The sequence below is a fragment of the Phreatobacter sp. GW821-FHT04C01 genome (assembly GCF_059420385.1).
In genome coordinates this window covers 553,804-571,258 of the sequence record NZ_JBWKTP010000003.1, presented here as the reverse complement: position 1 = coordinate 571,258, position 17,455 = coordinate 553,804, and the positions used below count along the sequence as shown (strand labels likewise).

At 67.8% G+C, this 17,455-nt stretch carries 13 protein-coding genes; 9 read left to right on the top strand and 4 right to left on the bottom strand.

The window, feature by feature from the left end:
* Positions 1-6: 6 nt before the first annotated feature.
* The 3 genes from AC07WJ_RS14375 to AC07WJ_RS14365 all read right to left on the bottom strand — a co-directional run bounded on the left by AC07WJ_RS14375 (position 7) and on the right by AC07WJ_RS14365 (position 3,237).
* Positions 7-846: a 23S rRNA (adenine(2030)-N(6))-methyltransferase RlmJ gene (locus AC07WJ_RS14375; protein ID WP_494935265.1), complete on the bottom strand. Its 840-nt coding sequence runs from the start codon at positions 844-846 to the stop codon at positions 7-9.
* A 74-nt stretch (positions 847-920) separates the two neighbouring features.
* Positions 921-1,853, bottom strand: coding sequence for a class I SAM-dependent DNA methyltransferase (locus AC07WJ_RS14370; protein WP_494935264.1), 933 nt, complete (start codon positions 1,851-1,853; stop codon positions 921-923).
* Between the two features lie 4 nt (positions 1,854-1,857).
* On the bottom strand, positions 1,858-3,237 hold the full coding sequence (locus AC07WJ_RS14365) for an AmpG family muropeptide MFS transporter (RefSeq protein ID WP_494935263.1): 1,380 nt from the start codon (positions 3,235-3,237) through the stop codon (positions 1,858-1,860).
* A 384-nt stretch (positions 3,238-3,621) separates the two neighbouring features.
* On the opposite strand from AC07WJ_RS14365, the gene urtA reads away from it, so the two are divergent.
* The 7 genes from urtA (at position 3,622) to AC07WJ_RS14330 (ending at position 13,934) form a co-directional block, all read left to right on the top strand.
* A complete protein-coding gene (gene urtA, locus AC07WJ_RS14360; RefSeq protein ID WP_494935262.1) occupies positions 3,622-4,917 on the top strand; it encodes an urea ABC transporter substrate-binding protein in 1,296 nt (431 codons plus the stop codon).
* Between the two features lie 115 nt (positions 4,918-5,032).
* Positions 5,033-6,646 (top strand): urea ABC transporter permease subunit UrtB, encoded by a 1,614-nt coding sequence (gene urtB, locus AC07WJ_RS14355; protein ID WP_494935261.1) that lies wholly within the window; start codon positions 5,033-5,035, stop codon positions 6,644-6,646.
* A complete protein-coding gene (gene urtC, locus AC07WJ_RS14350) occupies positions 6,646-7,785 on the top strand; it encodes an urea ABC transporter permease subunit UrtC (protein WP_494935601.1) in 1,140 nt (379 codons plus the stop codon). Before urtB ends, urtC begins: the two co-directional genes overlap by 1 nt.
* Before the next feature lie 62 nt (positions 7,786-7,847).
* Positions 7,848-8,606, top strand: a complete 759-nt coding sequence (gene urtD, locus AC07WJ_RS14345) for an urea ABC transporter ATP-binding protein UrtD (protein WP_494935600.1) — start codon at positions 7,848-7,850, stop codon at positions 8,604-8,606.
* A gap of 5 nt (positions 8,607-8,611) precedes the next feature.
* Positions 8,612-9,307, top strand: coding sequence for an urea ABC transporter ATP-binding subunit UrtE (urtE, locus tag AC07WJ_RS14340; RefSeq protein ID WP_494935260.1), 696 nt, complete (start codon positions 8,612-8,614; stop codon positions 9,305-9,307).
* Between the two features lie 133 nt (positions 9,308-9,440).
* Positions 9,441-11,042 (top strand): gamma-glutamyltransferase family protein, encoded by a 1,602-nt coding sequence (locus tag AC07WJ_RS14335; RefSeq protein WP_494935259.1) that lies wholly within the window; start codon positions 9,441-9,443, stop codon positions 11,040-11,042.
* 78 nt (positions 11,043-11,120) lie between these two features.
* Positions 11,121-13,934 (top strand): [protein-PII] uridylyltransferase, encoded by a 2,814-nt coding sequence (locus tag AC07WJ_RS14330; RefSeq protein WP_494935258.1) that lies wholly within the window; start codon positions 11,121-11,123, stop codon positions 13,932-13,934.
* A gap of 363 nt (positions 13,935-14,297) precedes the next feature.
* Here AC07WJ_RS14330 and AC07WJ_RS14325 read toward each other — a convergent pair whose 3' ends face one another.
* Complete coding sequence (locus tag AC07WJ_RS14325; RefSeq protein WP_494935257.1) at positions 14,298-14,555, bottom strand: hypothetical protein; 258 nt, start codon at positions 14,553-14,555, stop codon at positions 14,298-14,300.
* Between the two features lie 216 nt (positions 14,556-14,771).
* On the opposite strand from AC07WJ_RS14325, the gene AC07WJ_RS14320 reads away from it, so the two are divergent.
* A complete protein-coding gene (locus AC07WJ_RS14320; protein ID WP_494935256.1) occupies positions 14,772-16,979 on the top strand; it encodes a transglycosylase domain-containing protein in 2,208 nt (735 codons plus the stop codon).
* 106 nt (positions 16,980-17,085) lie between these two features.
* On the top strand, positions 17,086-17,451 hold the full coding sequence (locus AC07WJ_RS14315) for a hypothetical protein (protein WP_494935255.1): 366 nt from the start codon (positions 17,086-17,088) through the stop codon (positions 17,449-17,451).
* The last annotated feature ends 4 nt before the right edge of the window (positions 17,452-17,455 follow it).

Sequence of the window (17,455 nt, the reverse complement as noted above, 5' to 3'; positions counted from 1 at the left end):
GCCCGGCTAATCCGCGTCGCCGGTGACGGTCAGCCGTCCGTTCGGCACACGCAACGCGTCCCAGAGCAGGCGGGCCGCCGCCCGGCATGTCGGCGCCAGCGTGAACGGCGCATTGACGGTGACGAGACCGGCGCCCGACAGGCGCTCGCCGTCGACGGCGCGCCAGGTCGCCTCGATCGTCTGGCATTTCGGCAGGCCGAGATCTGCGATCATCCGGTGGAAGCGCCGGACCTCGGCGCCGTCCTTGACCGGATACCACAGGATGAACACGCCGCCGGCCCAGCGCTTGTGGCCGAGGCTCAGCGCCTCGACGAGCCGGTCATAGTCGGCGCGCTCCTCGAAAGGCGGATCGATCAGCACCAGCCCGCGCTTCTCCTTGGGCGGCAGGAAGGCCTTCGGCGCCAGCCAGCCGTCGAGATTGATCACCTTGATGCGCTTCTCACGGCCGTAGAGCGCGGCCAGCGACGCGCCATCCTCCGGATGCAGCTCGCAGCAGGTGATGCCGTCGGTCGGCCGGGTCATCAGCCGGGCGATCTCCGGACTGCCGGGATAAAACCGCAGGCGGCCGTCGGGATTGAGCCTTGCGACCAGGTCGAGATAGGGGCCGAGAAAGGCCTCCAGGTCATCAGGAATGGCCTGGCCCCAGAGCCGGCCAATGCCCTCGACCCACTCGCCGGTGCGCTCGGCGGCATCCGAGGTCAGGTCGTAGCGGCCGATGCCGGCATGGGTGTCGATCACCCGGATCGGCGCCGGCTTCTGCAGGAGATAGTCGATCACGAAGGCCAGGACGGCGTGCTTGATCACATCGGCCGGGTTTCCGGCATGGTAGGCGTGGCGATAGTTCATGCAGCGATGCTGTGGCCCCGCCGCGGTCCAGCGTCAATCGGGGACATAATGATCCGGACGCGGATCGCCCACGCTCACGCCGATCGCTCGGCCACGACGACCAGGCCGGGAACCGGCATCTTGCCCTCGCGCCGGGTCGAAACCTGCTGGCAGACGACGATATCGAGCGGCAGGCCGGTCATGGCCAGACGCAGGTAGGCCTCGGTATGGGCATAACGAAGGCCGGCGCCGAGCACGACGCCGTCACCGCCATGAGTCTCGACCGTGAAGGCGAGCAGCCCGCCCGACCGCAATGCCCGCGCGCTTTCCGCGAGGATGGTGCCAAGATCGGCGCAATAGACGAAGACGTCGGCGGCGACGACCAGATCGGCGCCCGCCTCCGGCTGGCGGCCGAGATAGGCCAGGAGATCGCCGGCCTCGACCTTGGCATAGAGGCCCTTGGCCGCGGCGATCTCGACCATCTTGCCCGAGAGGTCGACACCGTCGATGGCCGCGACATGCGAGCGGAAGGCCTCGGCGGCGAGCCCGGTGCCGCAGCCGAGATCGAGCATATGGGCGAACCCGGCCGGCCGGCCGCGCAGCCGGCAGGCCTCGGCGACGGCCTCGACCAGGATTTCCGGCCCGCGATAGCCGAGCCCCTCCCGCAAGGCCTGGTCAAAACGCGTCGCATATTGGTCGAACAGGGTCTCGACATAGGCTGAAGACATGGCGGTGGCGCTGTCGGCCGCGGCGAGGCGCGCCAACATGAGGCCGGCGCCGAGCGCATCGGCCGGATCGTGCTCGCGCGCGGCCCGGAATGCCGCGATCGCCTGATCGGTCAGCCCTTGCGCCTGCTCGACCTCGCCGAGCGCGAACCAGGCAGCGGCCCAGCCGGGCGCGATGTCGAGCACCTGGCGCAGCAGGTCGGCGCTGGCGACCCAATCGCCCTCGTCCTTCGACGCCATGGCGTAGTCGTAACGGCGGTCGGCAATGAGGTCGCCGGAGGAACGGAAGACGGGGCTGGCCATGGCGTCAGTCGTCGGCCGATAGCGGGCCGGTCGGCCGGGCCAGCGCATCGAAATGGCCGCGCGCCTGCAGCCACCAGAGCAAGAGGAAACTCGGAATGGCGGTCAGGCAGGACAGGACGAAGAACCAGAACCAGCCGGTCTGGCCGGCGAGCCAGCCGGCCGGCGCCGACAGATAGGTGCGCCCGACCGCGGCCAAGGCCGCCAGCAGCGCATATTGGGTCGCCGTGTGCAGCGGCGAATTGCACAGGGAGGAGAGATAGGCGACGAAGATCACCGTGCCGATGGCGCCGGTGAAATTCTCCACGACGATGACGAAAGCCAGCATGCCGTAGCTGACGCCGGCCTGGGCCTGCAGCGCGAAGACGAGATTCGAGGCCATCTGCAGGAAACCGGCGAGCCAGAGGCTGGTCCTGAGATCCAGCGCGCGCGCCACGAAGCCACCGGCGAAACCGCCGCCGAGGGTTGCCACCAGCCCGACCCCCTTGACGATCGCGGCATATTCCTCGCGGCTGTAACCCATGCCGCGGATGACGAAGGGGCCGGTCATGGCGCCGACAAAGGCGTCGCAGAACTTGAACAGCACGACGAAGGCCAGCACGACGAAGGCCATGTCGCGGGTCAGGAATTCGGAGAAGGCGCCAACAGCGGCGGAGGAGACCCGCGCCAGCGGATTGCCCTCGGCGCGCGCGCGCTCGACCGCCTCGGCCGAGCGCGCGGGTTCGCGGGCGATCAGCGTCGTGATCATGCCGACCAGGACGAAACCGGCCATGACGCAATAGCCGAGCGACCAGGAGGTCGCCTTGGAGAAGCCCTGGATCTTCTCGAAATAGGAGACGATCAACAGCGCGCCGGCCGTCGAGACCAGCATGCCGATGCGATAGGCCGCGACATAGGAGCCCATGCCGGCGGCCTGTTCGGAGGTGTCGAGCTTTTCGACGCGATAGGCGTCGATCACCGTGTCCTGGGTCGCGGACGCGGTCGCCACCAGCACGGCGCCGACCGCGATCATGAAAGGCGAGACGTCGGGGTTCTGGAAGCCGAGGAAGACGATCGCCGCCATCAGCAGGATCTGGCTGAAGATCAGCCAGCCGCGCCGGCGGCCGAGCCAGGCGGAGAGAATGGGGATGTCGAGCGCGTCGACGACCGGCGCCCAGAGGAACTTGATCGTGTAGGGCGTGCCGACCAGGGCGAACAGGCCAATGGTGGTCAGGTTGACCGAACTCTCGGCCATCCAGACCAGCAGCGTCGAGCCGGAGAGCGCCAGCGGCAGGCCGGCGGCGAAGCCCAGGAACAGCACCACCAGAACGTCGCGCCGGAAATAGACGGCGGCGGCCTCGCGCCAGCCGGCCTTGTCCGGGACCCTGACGGTCTCGCTGACGCTCATGAGGCCTCTCCTGGCTCGGGTCCGAATTCGAGGTGACCCCGTTATGGTTAAAGAAAATTGAAGACCGGGTCATCGGCGCCCCGCCTCAGCCGGGCGCCATTCATTCCCCAGCGTTATCTGCCCGAAATATCCGCAACACATACCGGTGCCGCATAATTATGCAGAATCTGCCGATGAATTATTAGGCAGCCGCTTTGCATTGCAGCAAGGAGGACCCCCGCATTTTCCCGTAAGCCGCCCCCGATCTCCAACCGATTCGATAGTTCCGTCAATGCCTTGGTCGCACCGGCCGGGGCTGGCACAGCGGTTGCGAGACAAACCCGCTGACCGGCGGTCCACAGGCCTTCCAGAGCCGACGGCAAACACGAGAAACGGGAAACCTCCATGTTGAACCTCAAGTCAAAAGTGCTCGGCCTGGCGGCCAGCGTAGCACTTGCGGCGGGCCTCTTCGCCGCGCCGGCCAAGGCGCAGGAAACGATCAAGGTCGGCATCCTGCATTCGCTCTCTGGAACCATGGCGATCAGCGAGTCGACGCTGAAGGACGTCATGCTCATGCTGATCGACGAGCAGAACAAGCGCGGCGGCCTGCTCGGCAAGAAGCTCGAAGCGGTGGTGGTCGACCCGGCCTCGAACTGGCCGCTGTTCGCCGAGAAGGCGCGCGAGCTGATCACCCGCAACCGCGTCGCGGTCACCTTCGGCTGCTGGACCTCGGTGTCGCGCAAATCCGTGCTGCCGGTGTTCGAGGAACTGAATTCGATCCTGTTCTACCCCGTGCAATATGAGGGCGAGGAATCCTCGCCGAACATCTTCTATACCGGTGCCGCGCCGAACCAGCAGGCCATTCCGGCGGTCGACTATCTGCTCGCCGAAGGCGTCCAGCGCTTCGTGCTCGAGGGCACTGACTACGTCTACCCGCGCACCACCAACAAGATCCTGGAAGCCTATCTCCTGTCCAAGGGCATCAAGCCCGAGGACATTTCGGTCAACTATACCCCGTTCGGCCATGCCGACTGGCAGACCCGGGTCGCCGCGATCAAGCGCTTCGGCGCGGCCGGCAAGAAGACCGCCGTCATTTCGACGGTGAATGGCGACGCCAACGTGCCGTTCTACAAGGAACTGGGCAACCAGGGCGTCAAGGCCACCGACATTCCGGTCATCGCCTTCTCGGTCGGCGAAGAGGAGCTCGCCGGTTTCGACACCAAGCCGCTGGTCGGCCATCTCGCCGCCTGGAACTATTTCCAGTCGGTGGACAATCCGGTCAATCGCGACTTCATCGCCCGCTGGCGCGCCTTCAAGAACAACCCGCGCGCGGTGACCAACGATCCGATGGAGGCCCATGTCATCGGTTTCGCCATGTGGGTAAAGGCGGTGGAAGCGGCCGGCACGACCGACCCGACCGCGGTGCGCGACGCCATGATCGGCATCGCCGTGCCCAACCTGTCCGGCGGCCTGTCGACCATGATGCCGAACCATCACATCACCAAGCCGGTGCTGATCGGCGAGATCCAGGAGAACGGCCAGTTCTCGACGGTCTGGCAGACCCCCGGCACGGTGGTCGCCCAGGAATGGTCGCCGCATCTGGAAGGCTCGCGCGACCTGATCGCCGATCACCGCGCGCCGATGCGCTGCGGCAATTTCAACGTCAGGACCGGACGCTGCGGCGGCGCGGCCCAGCGCTGACCGGCGGCATCTCGATCAAGACGGGGCGCGCCGGCCAGCGGCGCGCCCCTCATGCGCGGCAACCGCCCGCAGCAGACGGCGAGACCGGCTCTCGCCCCCTCATTCGGGATCGTTCATGCGACGCTTGTCATTCCTCGCGACCATCCTGGCGACCATCGTGACCCTGGCGGCCCTGGTCGTCGCCGGCCCCAGCACGGCCGCCGCCCAGGACAGCCAGACGCTCGTCCAGCGCTTCGCCACCGAGAATTTCAACGATATCGCCGGCGCCGTCGCAGCCCTTGCCGGCTCCGGTTCGCCGCAGGCCGCGTCCGTCATCGAGGCGCTGCGCGACGGCCGCCTGGTCTATCGCCCGGCCGATCGCAGCGTGTTCATCCGCCAGCCCGACGGCAGCTTCACGGCCGCCGCGACCGGCAATGCCGAACCCGCGCCCGCGGCGGCACGCCCGGTGCGGCTCAACAACAATGTCCGGCGCGCCATCGACGCCGCCATGGGTGCGCTCAGCCTGATGCATCCAGACCCCGCCCGCCGCATGGCGGCCGCCGAAGCCGTATTCAAATCGCGCGACGCGGCCGCCCTCGCAGCGCTCTCCCAGGCCCTGCCCGCCGAGCGCGACGCACGGGTGCGCAAGCTGATGGAGGAAGCGCGCGCGGCGATCCTGGTGGCCGACAGCTCAGCCCGGGATGCCGACCGCATCGAAGCCATCGGCGTCATCCAGCGGCGCGGCGACCAGGATGCGCTGGCGATGCTCGGCTCGCTGCCCGCCGATACCGCGCCGCTGGTCCGGCAAGCCGCCGACGGCGCCATCACCGCGGTGCGCCGCTCGCTGGCCATCTGGGAGGCCGGCCAGAACGTCTGGTACGGCCTCTCCCTCGGCTCGGTGCTGCTGCTGGCGGCCATCGGGCTCGCCATCACCTTCGGCGTCATGGGCATCATCAACATGGCCCATGGCGAGATGGTGATGATCGGTGCCTACACCACCTTCGTGGTGCAGCAGGTGATCCGCACCACGGCTCCCGCCCTGTTCGACGTCTCGCTGTTCATCGCCCTGCCGCTCGCCTTCCTGGTCGCCGGCGCGGTCGGCGTCCTGATCGAGCGGCTGATCATCCGCCACCTCTATGGCCGGCCGCTGGAGACCCTGCTCGCCACCTGGGGCGTCAGCCTGATCCTGCAGCAGGCGGTGCGCTCCTGGTTCGGCCCGACCAATCGCGAGGTCGGCACGCCGTCCTGGATGTCCGGCTCGTTCGAAATCGGCAATCTCGCCATCACCACCAACCGGCTGGCCATCATCATCTTCGCCGGACTGGTGTTCACCGCCCTGCTGCTGGTGCTGAAGCGCACACCCTTCGGCCTGCAGACCCGCGCCGTGACCCAGAACCGGCGCATGGCGGGCGCCATGGGCATCCGCACCAACTGGGTCGACGCCTTCACCTTCGGCCTCGGCTCCGGCATCGCCGGGCTTGCCGGCGTGGCGCTCAGCCAGATCGACAATGTCAGCCCCAATCTCGGCCAGGGTTATATCATCGACAGCTTCATGGTCGTGGTGTTCGGCGGCGTCGGCAATCTCTGGGGCACGCTGGTGGGCGCGCTGACGCTGGGCATCGCCAACAAATTCCTCGAGCCCTATGCCGGCGCGGTGCTCGGCAAGATCCTGCTGCTCGTCTTCATCATCCTGTTCATCCAGAAGCGACCACGAGGCCTGTTCGCCCTCAAGGGACGGGCGGTGGAATGATGTTCACGCGCTTCCTGTTCGAAAAGATCGACCGCGCCGGCTGGATCTTCCTGGGTCTCCTGGCGGTGACCGCCGTGCTGGTGCCGATCCTCAACCTGGCGGTGCCGCCGACATCGATGTTCCACGTGTCGAACACGGCCATGGGGCTGTGGGGCAAATACATGACCTATGCCCTGCTGGCGGTGGCGGTCGACCTGGTCTGGGGTTATTGCGGCATCCTGTCGCTCGGCCACGGCGCCTTCTTCGCGCTCGGCGGCTATGCCATGGGCATGTATCTGATGCGCCAGATCGGCCCGCGCGGCGTCTATGCCAATCCGGTCCTGCCCGACTTCATGGTGTTCCTGAACTGGAAGGAACTGCCGCTCACCTGGTGGGGCTTTTCCTCGCTGCCCTATGCCCTGCTGATGGTCTGCCTGGTGCCGGGCCTGCTCGCCTTCGTGTTCGGCTGGTTCGCCTTCCGCTCACGCGTCACCGGCGTCTATCTGTCGATCATCACGCAGGCGCTGACCTATGCGCTGCTGCTCGCCTTTTTCCGCAACGACATGGGTTTCGGCGGCAATAACGGCCTGACCGATTTCAAGGACATTCTCGGCTTCAACATCCAGGCCCAGCCGACCCGCGCGGTGCTGTTCTCGCTCTCCGTGACGGCGCTGATGCTCGGTTATCTCGCCGCGCGCGCCATCGTCACCTCCAAGGCCGGCAAGATCCTGATCGCGATCCGCGACGCCGAGGCCCGTACCCGCTTCCTCGGCTACCGGGTCGAGCATTTCAAGCTGTTCGTCTGGACCGTCTCGGCGGTCATGGCCGGCATTGCCGGGGCGCTCTACGTGCCGCAGGTCGGCATCATCAACCCGTCTGAATTCCAGCCGGCCAATTCGATCGAGACGATCATCTGGGTGGCGGTCGGCGGGCGCGGCACGCTGGTCGGCGCGGCGCTCGGCGCCGGCATCGTCAATTTCGCCAAGAGCTGGTTCACCGGCGCCTTTCCACAAGGCTGGCTGTTCGCCCTCGGCGGCCTGTTCGTGCTGGTCACCCTGTTCCTGCCCAAGGGCGTGCTCGGCACCTTCACCGAATGGTGGGCCGGCCGCCGGCCGGCGCCCAAACCGCCGGCGAGCGCCGCGCCCCAGGCCGCCGAATGAGGAGGATCGACATGTTGCTGGAGCCCGTGGCCGGCGCGCCGGAACTCGGGCCGGTTCAGGCGATGAACCGGCCACAGATGATCACCCAGTCGCTGCTCTATGTCGACGGCGTCTCGGTGACCTTCGACGGCTTCCGCGCGCTCAACAAGTTGAGCTTCATCATCGCGCCCGGCGAGATGCGTGCGATCATCGGCCCGAACGGCGCCGGCAAGACCACCATGATGGATGTCATCACCGGCAAGACCAGGCCCGACACCGGCGACGTGATCTTCGCCGGCGAGACCGACCTGACCGAACTCGACGAGACCGCCATCGCCAATCTCGGCATCGGCCGCAAGTTCCAAAAACCCACCGTGTTCGAGAGCCATACGGTGGAAGACAACGTGCTGATGGCGGTGAAGGCCGACCGCACCGTGTTCGGCACCCTGTTTTCGCGCCATTCCGGCACGATCATGGGACGCGTCGACGAGATCCTCGGCATCATCCGGCTCGGCGATCATCGCGCCCGCATGGCCTCCGAGCTGTCGCACGGCCAGAAGCAATGGCTGGAGATCGGCATGCTGCTCGCCCAGGACCCCAAGCTCCTGCTGGTCGACGAGCCCGCCGCCGGCATGACCGACGCGGAAACCGCGGCCACCGCCGAACTGCTCAAGGACATTGCCCGCAGCCATTCGGTGGTGGTGGTCGAACACGACATGGGCTTCATCCGCGAACTCGGCGTCAAGGTCACCTGCCTGCACGAAGGCTCGGTGCTGGCCGAAGGCACGCTCGACCAGGTCAGTTCCGACGAACGCGTCATCGAAGTCTATCTCGGACGGTAAGCGCCATGCTGGAAGTCAAGAACGTCGACCTGCATTACGGCGCCGCCCAGGCGCTGCGCGACGTCTCGCTGGAGGTGGTGCCGGGCGCGGTGACCTGCGTGCTCGGCCGCAACGGCGTCGGCAAGAGCTCGCTGATGCGCGCCATTATCGGTCACCAGCCGATCTCGGCCGGCGAGATCCTGTGGGAGGGCCGCGACATCACCCGCATGCCGCCGTTCGAGCGGGCACGGCGCGGCATCGCCTATGTGCCGCAAGGCCGGGAGATCTTCCCGCTGCTGTCGGTGAAGGAAAACCTCGAGACCGGCTTCGCCCCGCTCCGGCGCTCCGACCGAAGCATCCCCGACGACATCTTTTCGCTGTTTCCGGTCCTGAACGACATGCTGGGGCGGCGCGGCGGCGATCTCTCCGGCGGCCAGCAGCAGCAGCTCGCCATCGGCCGGGCGCTGGTCACCCGGCCACGCCTCCTGGTGCTCGACGAACCGACGGAGGGCATCCAGCCCTCGATCATCAAGGATATCGGCCGGGCCATCCTCTATCTCCGCCAGAAAGGCGACATCGCGATCCTGCTGGTCGAGCAATATCTGGACTTCGCCGAAGAGCTCGGCGACCGGTTCGCGGTCATGGAGCGCGGCCGCGTCGTGCTGGCGGGCCTCAAGGGCGAGGTTTCGCGCGAAGCGCTGGGCCGCTCGATGGCGCTTTGAGCCGGCCTGCGCGCGCCGCGCGGCGCACGCTTCGGACCGCGGGATTGCGTAAGGGTTTGCACTGGCGCTACGAGGGTTCGCCGAGGCGGCGTCACTCCGCTATCCTCGGTCAGCATTCGAGGGATCATTCCTGATGTCGCAAGGCCCATTCTCGTGCGGTGTCGTCGCTGCCCCTCATTCGGCGGCGGCCGAGGCCGGCCGCCAGATTCTCGCCGAAGGCGGCAATGCGATCGAAGCGATGATCGCGGCCGCGGCGACCATCGCGGCGGTCTATCCGCACATGACCCATGTCGGCGGCGACGGCTTCTGGCTGATCCACCAGCCCAACGGCCGGGTCCACGGCATCGAGGCCTGCGGCTTTGCCGGCGAAGGCGCGACCATGCGCTCCTACTGGGATCGCGGTCATTACGAGATCCCGACACGCGGCCCGCTGGCGGCGCTCACCGTGCCCGGCGCGATCGGCGGCTGGCGCATGGCCAATGCCATGGCCAAGGCGGCCGGCGGCCGGCTGCCGCGCGCCGTCCTGCTCGAACCGGCGATCCGCGCCGCGCGCGACGGCTACACGGTGACCCGATCGCAGGCGCGGCTGACCGTCGACAAGCTGTTCGAGCTGAAGGACTGCCCGGGCTTTGCCGACACCTTCCTGGTCGACGGCCGCCCGCCGGCCGAAGGCACCGTGATGAAGCAGCAGGCGCTGGCGGCATCCCTCGACCACATGGCGCGCGCCGGCTTCGAAGACACCTATCGCGGCGATATCGCGCGCGAGCTGGCAAGCGACCTGGACAAGATGGGCGCGCCGGTGACCCGCGCGGACCTGCAGGCCTATTACGCCGTCGAACGGACGCCACTGACGCTCGACCACTCGCTCGGCCAGGTCTTCAACATGCCGCCCCCGACCCAGGGGCTGGCCTCGCTGATGATCCTCGGCATCGTCGACCAGCTGGAAGCGATATACGGTCCGGTGACGCCGGAAACGGTCGGCTTCGTGCATCGCCTGGTCGAAGCGACCAAACGCGCCTTCATGGTGCGCGACCGCTTCGTCACCGATTTCGACCGGCTCGCCGGCGACCCGCAGGCCTTCCTGACCAGCGATGCGCTCGGCCGCGAGGCGCAGGCGATCAAGACCGGCCAGGCCTTGCCGTGGCCGCAGCGCGCCGCCCCGGGCGACACCATCTGGATGGGGGCCGCGGATGCCGACGGCCGCGTCGTCTCCTATATCCAGTCGATCTATTGGGAGTTCGGTTCCGGCTGCATCTCGGCCTCGACCGGCTTCCTGATGCAGAACCGTGGCGCCAGCTTCGCGCTCGACCTGAAGGCGCTGAACCCGCTGGAACCCGGTCGCCGGCCGTTCCACACGCTCAACCCGGCGCTGGCGAGGCTGCGCGACGGCCGGGTGTTCTCTTATGGAACCATGGGCGGCGAGGGCCAGCCGCAGACCCAGGCCATGGTGTTCGAGCGCCATGTCCGCCACGGCGTGCCGCTGGACGAGGCGCTCGACCGGCCACGCTGGCTGCTCGGCCGCACCTGGGGCTCGGCGGTCACAGGCCTGCGCCTGGAGAACCGCTTCGACGAAAGCCTGGTCAAGGCGCTGCAGCGCATGGGCCATGCCGCCGAGACCATCCCCGAGGCCTATTCCGACACCATGGGCCATGCCGGCGGCGTCACCTGGTTCCCGGACCGGTCGATGCTGGGCGCCCATGACCCGCGCGCCGACGGAGGAGCCGCGGGCCTGTAGACCGACCAATTTGGCGATATCGCGCGGCCCATGCGAAACGCGTATGGTTCCTGGCCTCGCACGCGACCGTGAGAACCGATGGATCAGACGACCCTCGAAGCCAGCCCGCGACGGCAACCCGCAGACCATGGGCCCCTGGTCGATCCCGCCGCTATCGCGCGGGACATCGGCACGGTGCAGGTCCATGCCGGCAACAGCCGGGAAGCCCGCGCCGAGGTCGTCCAGATCCTCAAGCGCTGGCTGGCCGAAGCCCGCCGGACCGCCGAGCAGCGGCTGATCGCCGACGCCGACGGGCGCAGCTGCGCGGAAGCCCTGTCGCGCTTCCAGGACGATGCGATCCGCGTCGTCTACGACTGGATCGTCACCCGGCTCTACCCCTCCGACAATCCCTCGTCGGGCGAACGCATGACCGTGGTGGCGACCGGCGGCTATGGCCGCGGCATGCTGGCGCCGGGCTCCGACATCGATCTCCTGTTCCTGCTGCCCTACAAGCAGACTGCCTGGGGAGAAAGCGTCGCCGAGGCCATCCTCTACTGCCTGTGGGACATGGGCCTGAAGGTCGGCCATGCCACCCGCTCGGTCGACGAATGCATCCGCCAGGCGCGCGCCGACCAGACCATTCGCACCGCCATCCTGGAAGCCCGCCATATCCTCGGCGACATGGCGCTGTTCCACGAGCTCGAGCAGCGCTTCGACGCGGAGGTGGTGCGCGGCACCGTGCCGCAATTCGTCGCCGCCAAGCTCGCCGAGCGCGACGAGCGGCACCGCAAGACCGGCCAGTCGCGCTATCTGGTCGAGCCCAATGTGAAGGACGGCAAGGGTGGGCTTCGCGACCTGCACACGCTGTTCTGGATCGCGCGCTACGCCTATCGGGTGAAGACCGACGAGGAGCTGGCCAAGAAGGGCGTGTTCACCCGGCGCGAAGCCCAGACCTTCCGGCGCTGCGAGAAGTTCCTCTGGACCGTCCGCTGCCACCTGCATTTCCTGACCGGCCGCGCCGAGGAGCGGCTGTCCTTCGACCTGCAGCGTGAGCTGGCGCCGCGGCTCGGCTATCGCGGCCATTCGGGCCTGGTCGATGTCGAGCGTTTCATGAAGCACTATTTCCTGGTCGCCAAGGATGTCGGCGATCTCACCGCCATCCTGTGCGCCGAGCTGGAAGAGCGCCACGAAAAGCCGGCCCCGGTGCTCGACCGGTTCATCGCCAGGCTCCGCCCCAAGTCGCACCGCGGCTTCAAGGAGAGCCCGGACTTCCAGATCGACCACGACCGCATCACCGTGTCGGACGATCAAGCCTTCGCGCGCGATCCGGTCAACCTGATCCGCATCTTCGCGCTCGCCGACCGCTACAACCTGGCGCTCCATCCCGACGCCATGCGGCTTTTGACACGCTCGTTGAAGCTGGTCGACGAGAAGCTGCGTCACGACCCGACCGCCAACCAGCTGTTCATCGCCATCCTGACCTCGGCCAACACCGCGGAAGTGGTGCTGCGGCGGATGAACGAAGCCGGCCTGCTCGGCCGCTTCGTGCCGGATTTCGGCCGCGTCGTGGCGATGATGCAGTTCAACATGTACCACCACTATACGGTGGACGAGCATCTCCTGCGCTGCATCGGCACGCTGCAGCAGATCGAGCGCGGCGGCGATCCGAACCTCGGGCTTGCCGCCGACCTGATCAAGACGATCCAGCCGCGCAACCGCGACCTGCTCTACATCACGCTGTTCCTGCACGACATCTCGAAAGGCCGGCCGGAGGATCATTCGATCGCCGGCGCCCGGGTGGCACGCCGGCTCGGGCCGCGGTTCGGACTGACCAAGGCCGAGACCGAAACCGTCGCCTGGCTGGTCGAGAACCACCTGGTCATGTCGACGATCGCCCAGTCGCGCGATCTCAGCGACCGCAAGACCATCGAGACCTTCGCCGGCGTGGTGCAGTCGCTCGAGCGCATGAAGATGCTGCTGATCCTGACCACCGCCGACATCATCGCGGTCGGGCCCGGCGTCTGGAACGGCTGGAAGAGCCAGCTCCTGCGCACGCTCTATTACGAAACCGAACCGGTGGTGACCGGCGGCTTCTCGGAGGTGAACCGCACGCGCCGCGTCGAGATCGCCCAGGAGGAGTTCCGCCGGACGGTTCCCGAGGCCTTGCCCGATCTCTCCGGCCCCGGGCTGGAGGCCTATATCGGCCGCCACTACGCGGCCTATTGGCTGAAGGTCGATCTCGCCACCAAGATCGAGCATGCCCGCTTCCTGCTGGCGGCCGAAGCCGCCGGCCAGTCACTGGCGACCCGCGTCGACCTGGTCGCCGGCCAGGGGGTCACCCATCTGACCGTGCTCGCACCCGACCATCCGAGGCTCCTGTCGATCATCGCCGGAGCCTGCGCCGCCGCCGGCGCCAATATCATCGGCGCGCAGATCTATACGACCACCGACGGCCTGGCTCTCGATACCATTTCGATCACCCGCGGCTTCGATCGCGACGAGGACGAGGAACGGCGCGCCAAGCGCATCGCCGACGGCATCGAGAAGGCGTTGCGCGGCGAGATCAAGGTCGGCGAGGCGGTCGCCGCGGCGCATCGCAAGTCGTCGGCCCGGCAGCGCTCGCGCACCTTCCGGATCGCGCCGGAGGTGGCGATCAACAACACCTGGTCGAACCGCTATACGGTGATCGAGGTCTCGGGGCTCGACCGCCCCGGCCTGCTGCACGACCTCACCGCGGCCCTGTCGCGCCACAGCCTGAACATCGGCTCGGCTTATGTCGCGACCTTCGGCGAGAAGGCGGTGGACGTGTTTTACGTCACCGACCTGATGGGCGCGAAGATCCAGACCGCCCAGCGCCAGGCGGCGATCCGCAAGGTGCTGACCAGCGTGCTGGAGGATGACGGCAGCCGCTAGCGGCGTACCGGCCGAGCCGACGCCGGGCGATGTCGATCGATCGACCTCGATTGGTGTCGCCGCGAGGCGATTTCGACCGGCTTCCACGACTTGAATATCGCCATCGGATGAATTCGTGGATGCCCGGGACAAGCCCGGGCAAGACGAGGTGGTGCAAGCGAAAAGGAAGGGGCGCGACGCTGCGGCGCCCCGTGAAGGACGCACCGGAACCACCTCGTCCTGGCCGGGCTTGTCCCGGCCATCCACGACTTCAACCCGATCGCTCATCAAGAACGGCCCACGGCAGGTCGTGGCAAGGAATGTCATGATTGATGGGACGACCATCGATCAAGATCGACAAGCAGGTCCACAGATCGGAACCGATCAGTCGAGATAAACGATGTCCACCGCATCGTCGTCGGGCGGCCGGCGGCGCGCCTCCAGCTCCGCCTCGATCCGTTCCAGCCGGCCATGCAGGAGGGCTGCTTCCGACGACGGGACGAGGCCGCCCTCCTCGGTCTCGAGCAGCACCCGCATGGTGCGCACGCGGGCGAGCAGTGCGGCCGACAATGCTTCCGCGACAATGGTCTCTGACAACCTGTCGCCGGCTTCGGGCGGCTCGCCGGCGGAACGTGACGACATCGACTTCGGGACTCCAGGGGAGACGGTGTAGCCGGGCGAATGTTTCATGTTTCCTGTCAAAGCCCCGGCAAAACGGTAAATCTCCCTTTACCTTGACCAATGATGAAGGCGTGACGCGATATCGCCTTAACGACCCCTTCATTGCGCCCCGATTATTGCGAAGAAGCAGGGAAAGGGTGAGGCCCGCTGGGGGCCCGGGTGGTGATTTCTCAGGCGATGGCAAGGGGACGCGGCGGCAACGATCGGATCGAGCCGAGCTTCGGAACGGCGCGCGGCGGCATGGACCTTCGCGCGATGCCCGAGGACCGTCCCTCCGTGCGCGTCGTCAGCCCGCAGAAACCACAGAAACGCCGCCCCGACCCGGCCGAAATCCAGGAGCCCGAACCGCGCCCCATGCCACGCAAGCAGCCGAAACGCCGGGCCTCCAAGGACGAGCCACCGAAGCGCCGCAAGCGGCGCGGCATTTTCGGCCGGCTGATGGTCTGGGGCCTGACCGCCGCGGTCTGGGGCCTGATCATCTGCGCCGGCGTCGTCGCCTGGTATGCCGCGCGCCTGCCGCCGACCCATACGCTGGAAGTGCCGAGGCGGCCGCCGAATATCGCGATCGTGGCGGCCGACGGCGCCGAACTCGCCAATCGTGGCGACACCGGCGGTGCCGCGGTGCAGCTGAAGAGCCTGCCGCGCCACGTGCCGCAGGCGCTGATCTCGATCGAGGACCGGCGCTTCTACTCGCATTTCGGCCTCGACATGATCGGGCTCGCCCGCGCCATCGTGACCAATATCACCAACCGGGGCGTGTCGCAGGGCGGCTCGACGCTCAGCCAGCAGCTGGCCAAGAACCTGTTCCTGACGCCGGACCGCACCATGGGGCGCAAGATCCAGGAGGCGATCCTGGCGCTCTGGCTGGAGACCAATTATTCCAAGGACCAGATCCTCGAGCTCTACCTGAACCGGGTCTATTTCGGCGCCGGCGCCTATGGCATCGAAGCCGCCGCCCGGCGCTATTACGACAAGCCGGCGACCGCGCTGACCCTGCAGGAGGCCGCCACCATCGCCGGCCTGGTCAAGGCACCCTCGCGGCTGGCGCCGACGCGCAACCCGGAGGCTGCGGAAGCCCGCGCCCAGCTCGTGCTGATGGCCATGGCCGACCAGGGCTACATCACCGAGGCGCAGGCCAAGGCGGCCATCGCCAACCCGGCCGAAACCAGCCGCACCGCCGCCAGTGGTTCGATCAACTATGTCGCCGACTGGGTGATGGACCTGCTCGACGACTATGTCGGCAAGGTCGAGACCGATCTGGTGATCGAGACCACCATCGTCGCGCCGCTGCAACTGGCGGCCGAGACCGCGCTGAACGACGTGCTGGCCCGCAGCGGCGCGCGCTACGACGTGCGCCAGGGCGCGGTGGTGGTGCTCGACACCGATGGCGCGGTGCGTGCGCTGGTCGGTGGCCGCGACTATGCCCAGAGCCAGTTCAACCGCGCCGTCGCGGCCAGGCGTCAGCCGGGTTCGGCGTTCAAGGCCTTCGTCTACCTGACCGCGCTGGAGCGCGGCCTGACGCCCGACACGATTCGCGCCGACGCGCCGGTCGCCATCGCCGGCTGGCGCCCGGAAAACTATACCCGCGATTATCGCGGCGACGTGACGTTGACGACGGCGCTATCCGCCTCGCTCAACACCGTCGCCGTCCGGCTCACCAACGAGGTCGGCCCGCGCGCGGTCGTGCGCACCGCCCAGAAGCTCGGCATCGGCTCGCCGCTGCAAGCCAATCCGTCGATCGCGCTCGGCACCTCGGAAGTGACCCTGCTGGAATTGACCGGCGCCTATGTGCCCTTCGCCAATGGCGGCAACGGCGTGATGCCGCATGTCATCACCCGCATTCGCACCACCAATGGCCGCGTGCTGTTCCGGCGCACCCCGGTCAATCCCGGCCGGGTCATCGAGCCGCAGCAATCGGCGATGATGAACGCGATGATGCACGAGACGACCGTATCGGGCTCGGCGCGCGCGCTGCGGCTGCCCGGCTGGACCGCCGCCGGCAAGACCGGCACAAGCCAGGATTTCCGCGACGCCTGGTTCCTCGGCTATACCGGCCGCTATGTCGCAGGCGTCTGGCTCGGCAATGACGACGGCCAGCCGACCAAGCGGCTGTCCGGCGGCACCCTGCCGGTGGAGATCTGGAACCGGGTCATGGCGGAGGCCCATCGCGGCCAGCAGGTCGTCGACCTGCCCGGCAACTGGCGCGCCTTCGGCGTGCCGGCCCGTGGCCTGCCGGGAGGCGAGGTGATCGACCAGCCGATGACCATGTCGCGCACCGACCAGGGACCGCGACGGGTCGCCGGCCGGCCTGGCGAACCCGACAATCGGGGCGACGTGATCCGGCCGCAGCCCGGCGCCGGCTTCTTCGACCGCTTCTTCCGCTAGGGCTTGCCGGCTCGCGACCTTGCGTCCGCCGGCCGGCGCCCCACATCGTATCTGGCCTGGACGTCTCGTAGGCGCCGGGAGGGCGAACCGGGAGGAAACTCCGCATATGCGCAAATTCATCTGGTGGGGCACCGGCATCGCGGTCGCGCTCTGGTCGATCGTCGCCTTCGTCGCCTATTCGCTGATCGACCTGTTCGGCTCGAGCGCGGCGGGATTGAGCAATGTGCCGGGCTTCACCCCGGACTCCTATTCGGTCGGCTGGTTCGCCGACGCCCTGCATAGCCTCGGCCTGTCGGTGGTGTTCCTGGTCTGGCTGGTCGGCACGCTCGGCCTCCTGGCCGGCGCCGGCATCGGCCATGCCTTGTCGGGTGGCCGGCGCGACAGGCTGCCGGAGCGGCGCAGCTGGGGATCGAGCATCCCCTCGGGCCCGCCGGCCACAGCTGGCCGGCAGGAGCGCGGCCAGCGCCGCTGAACGG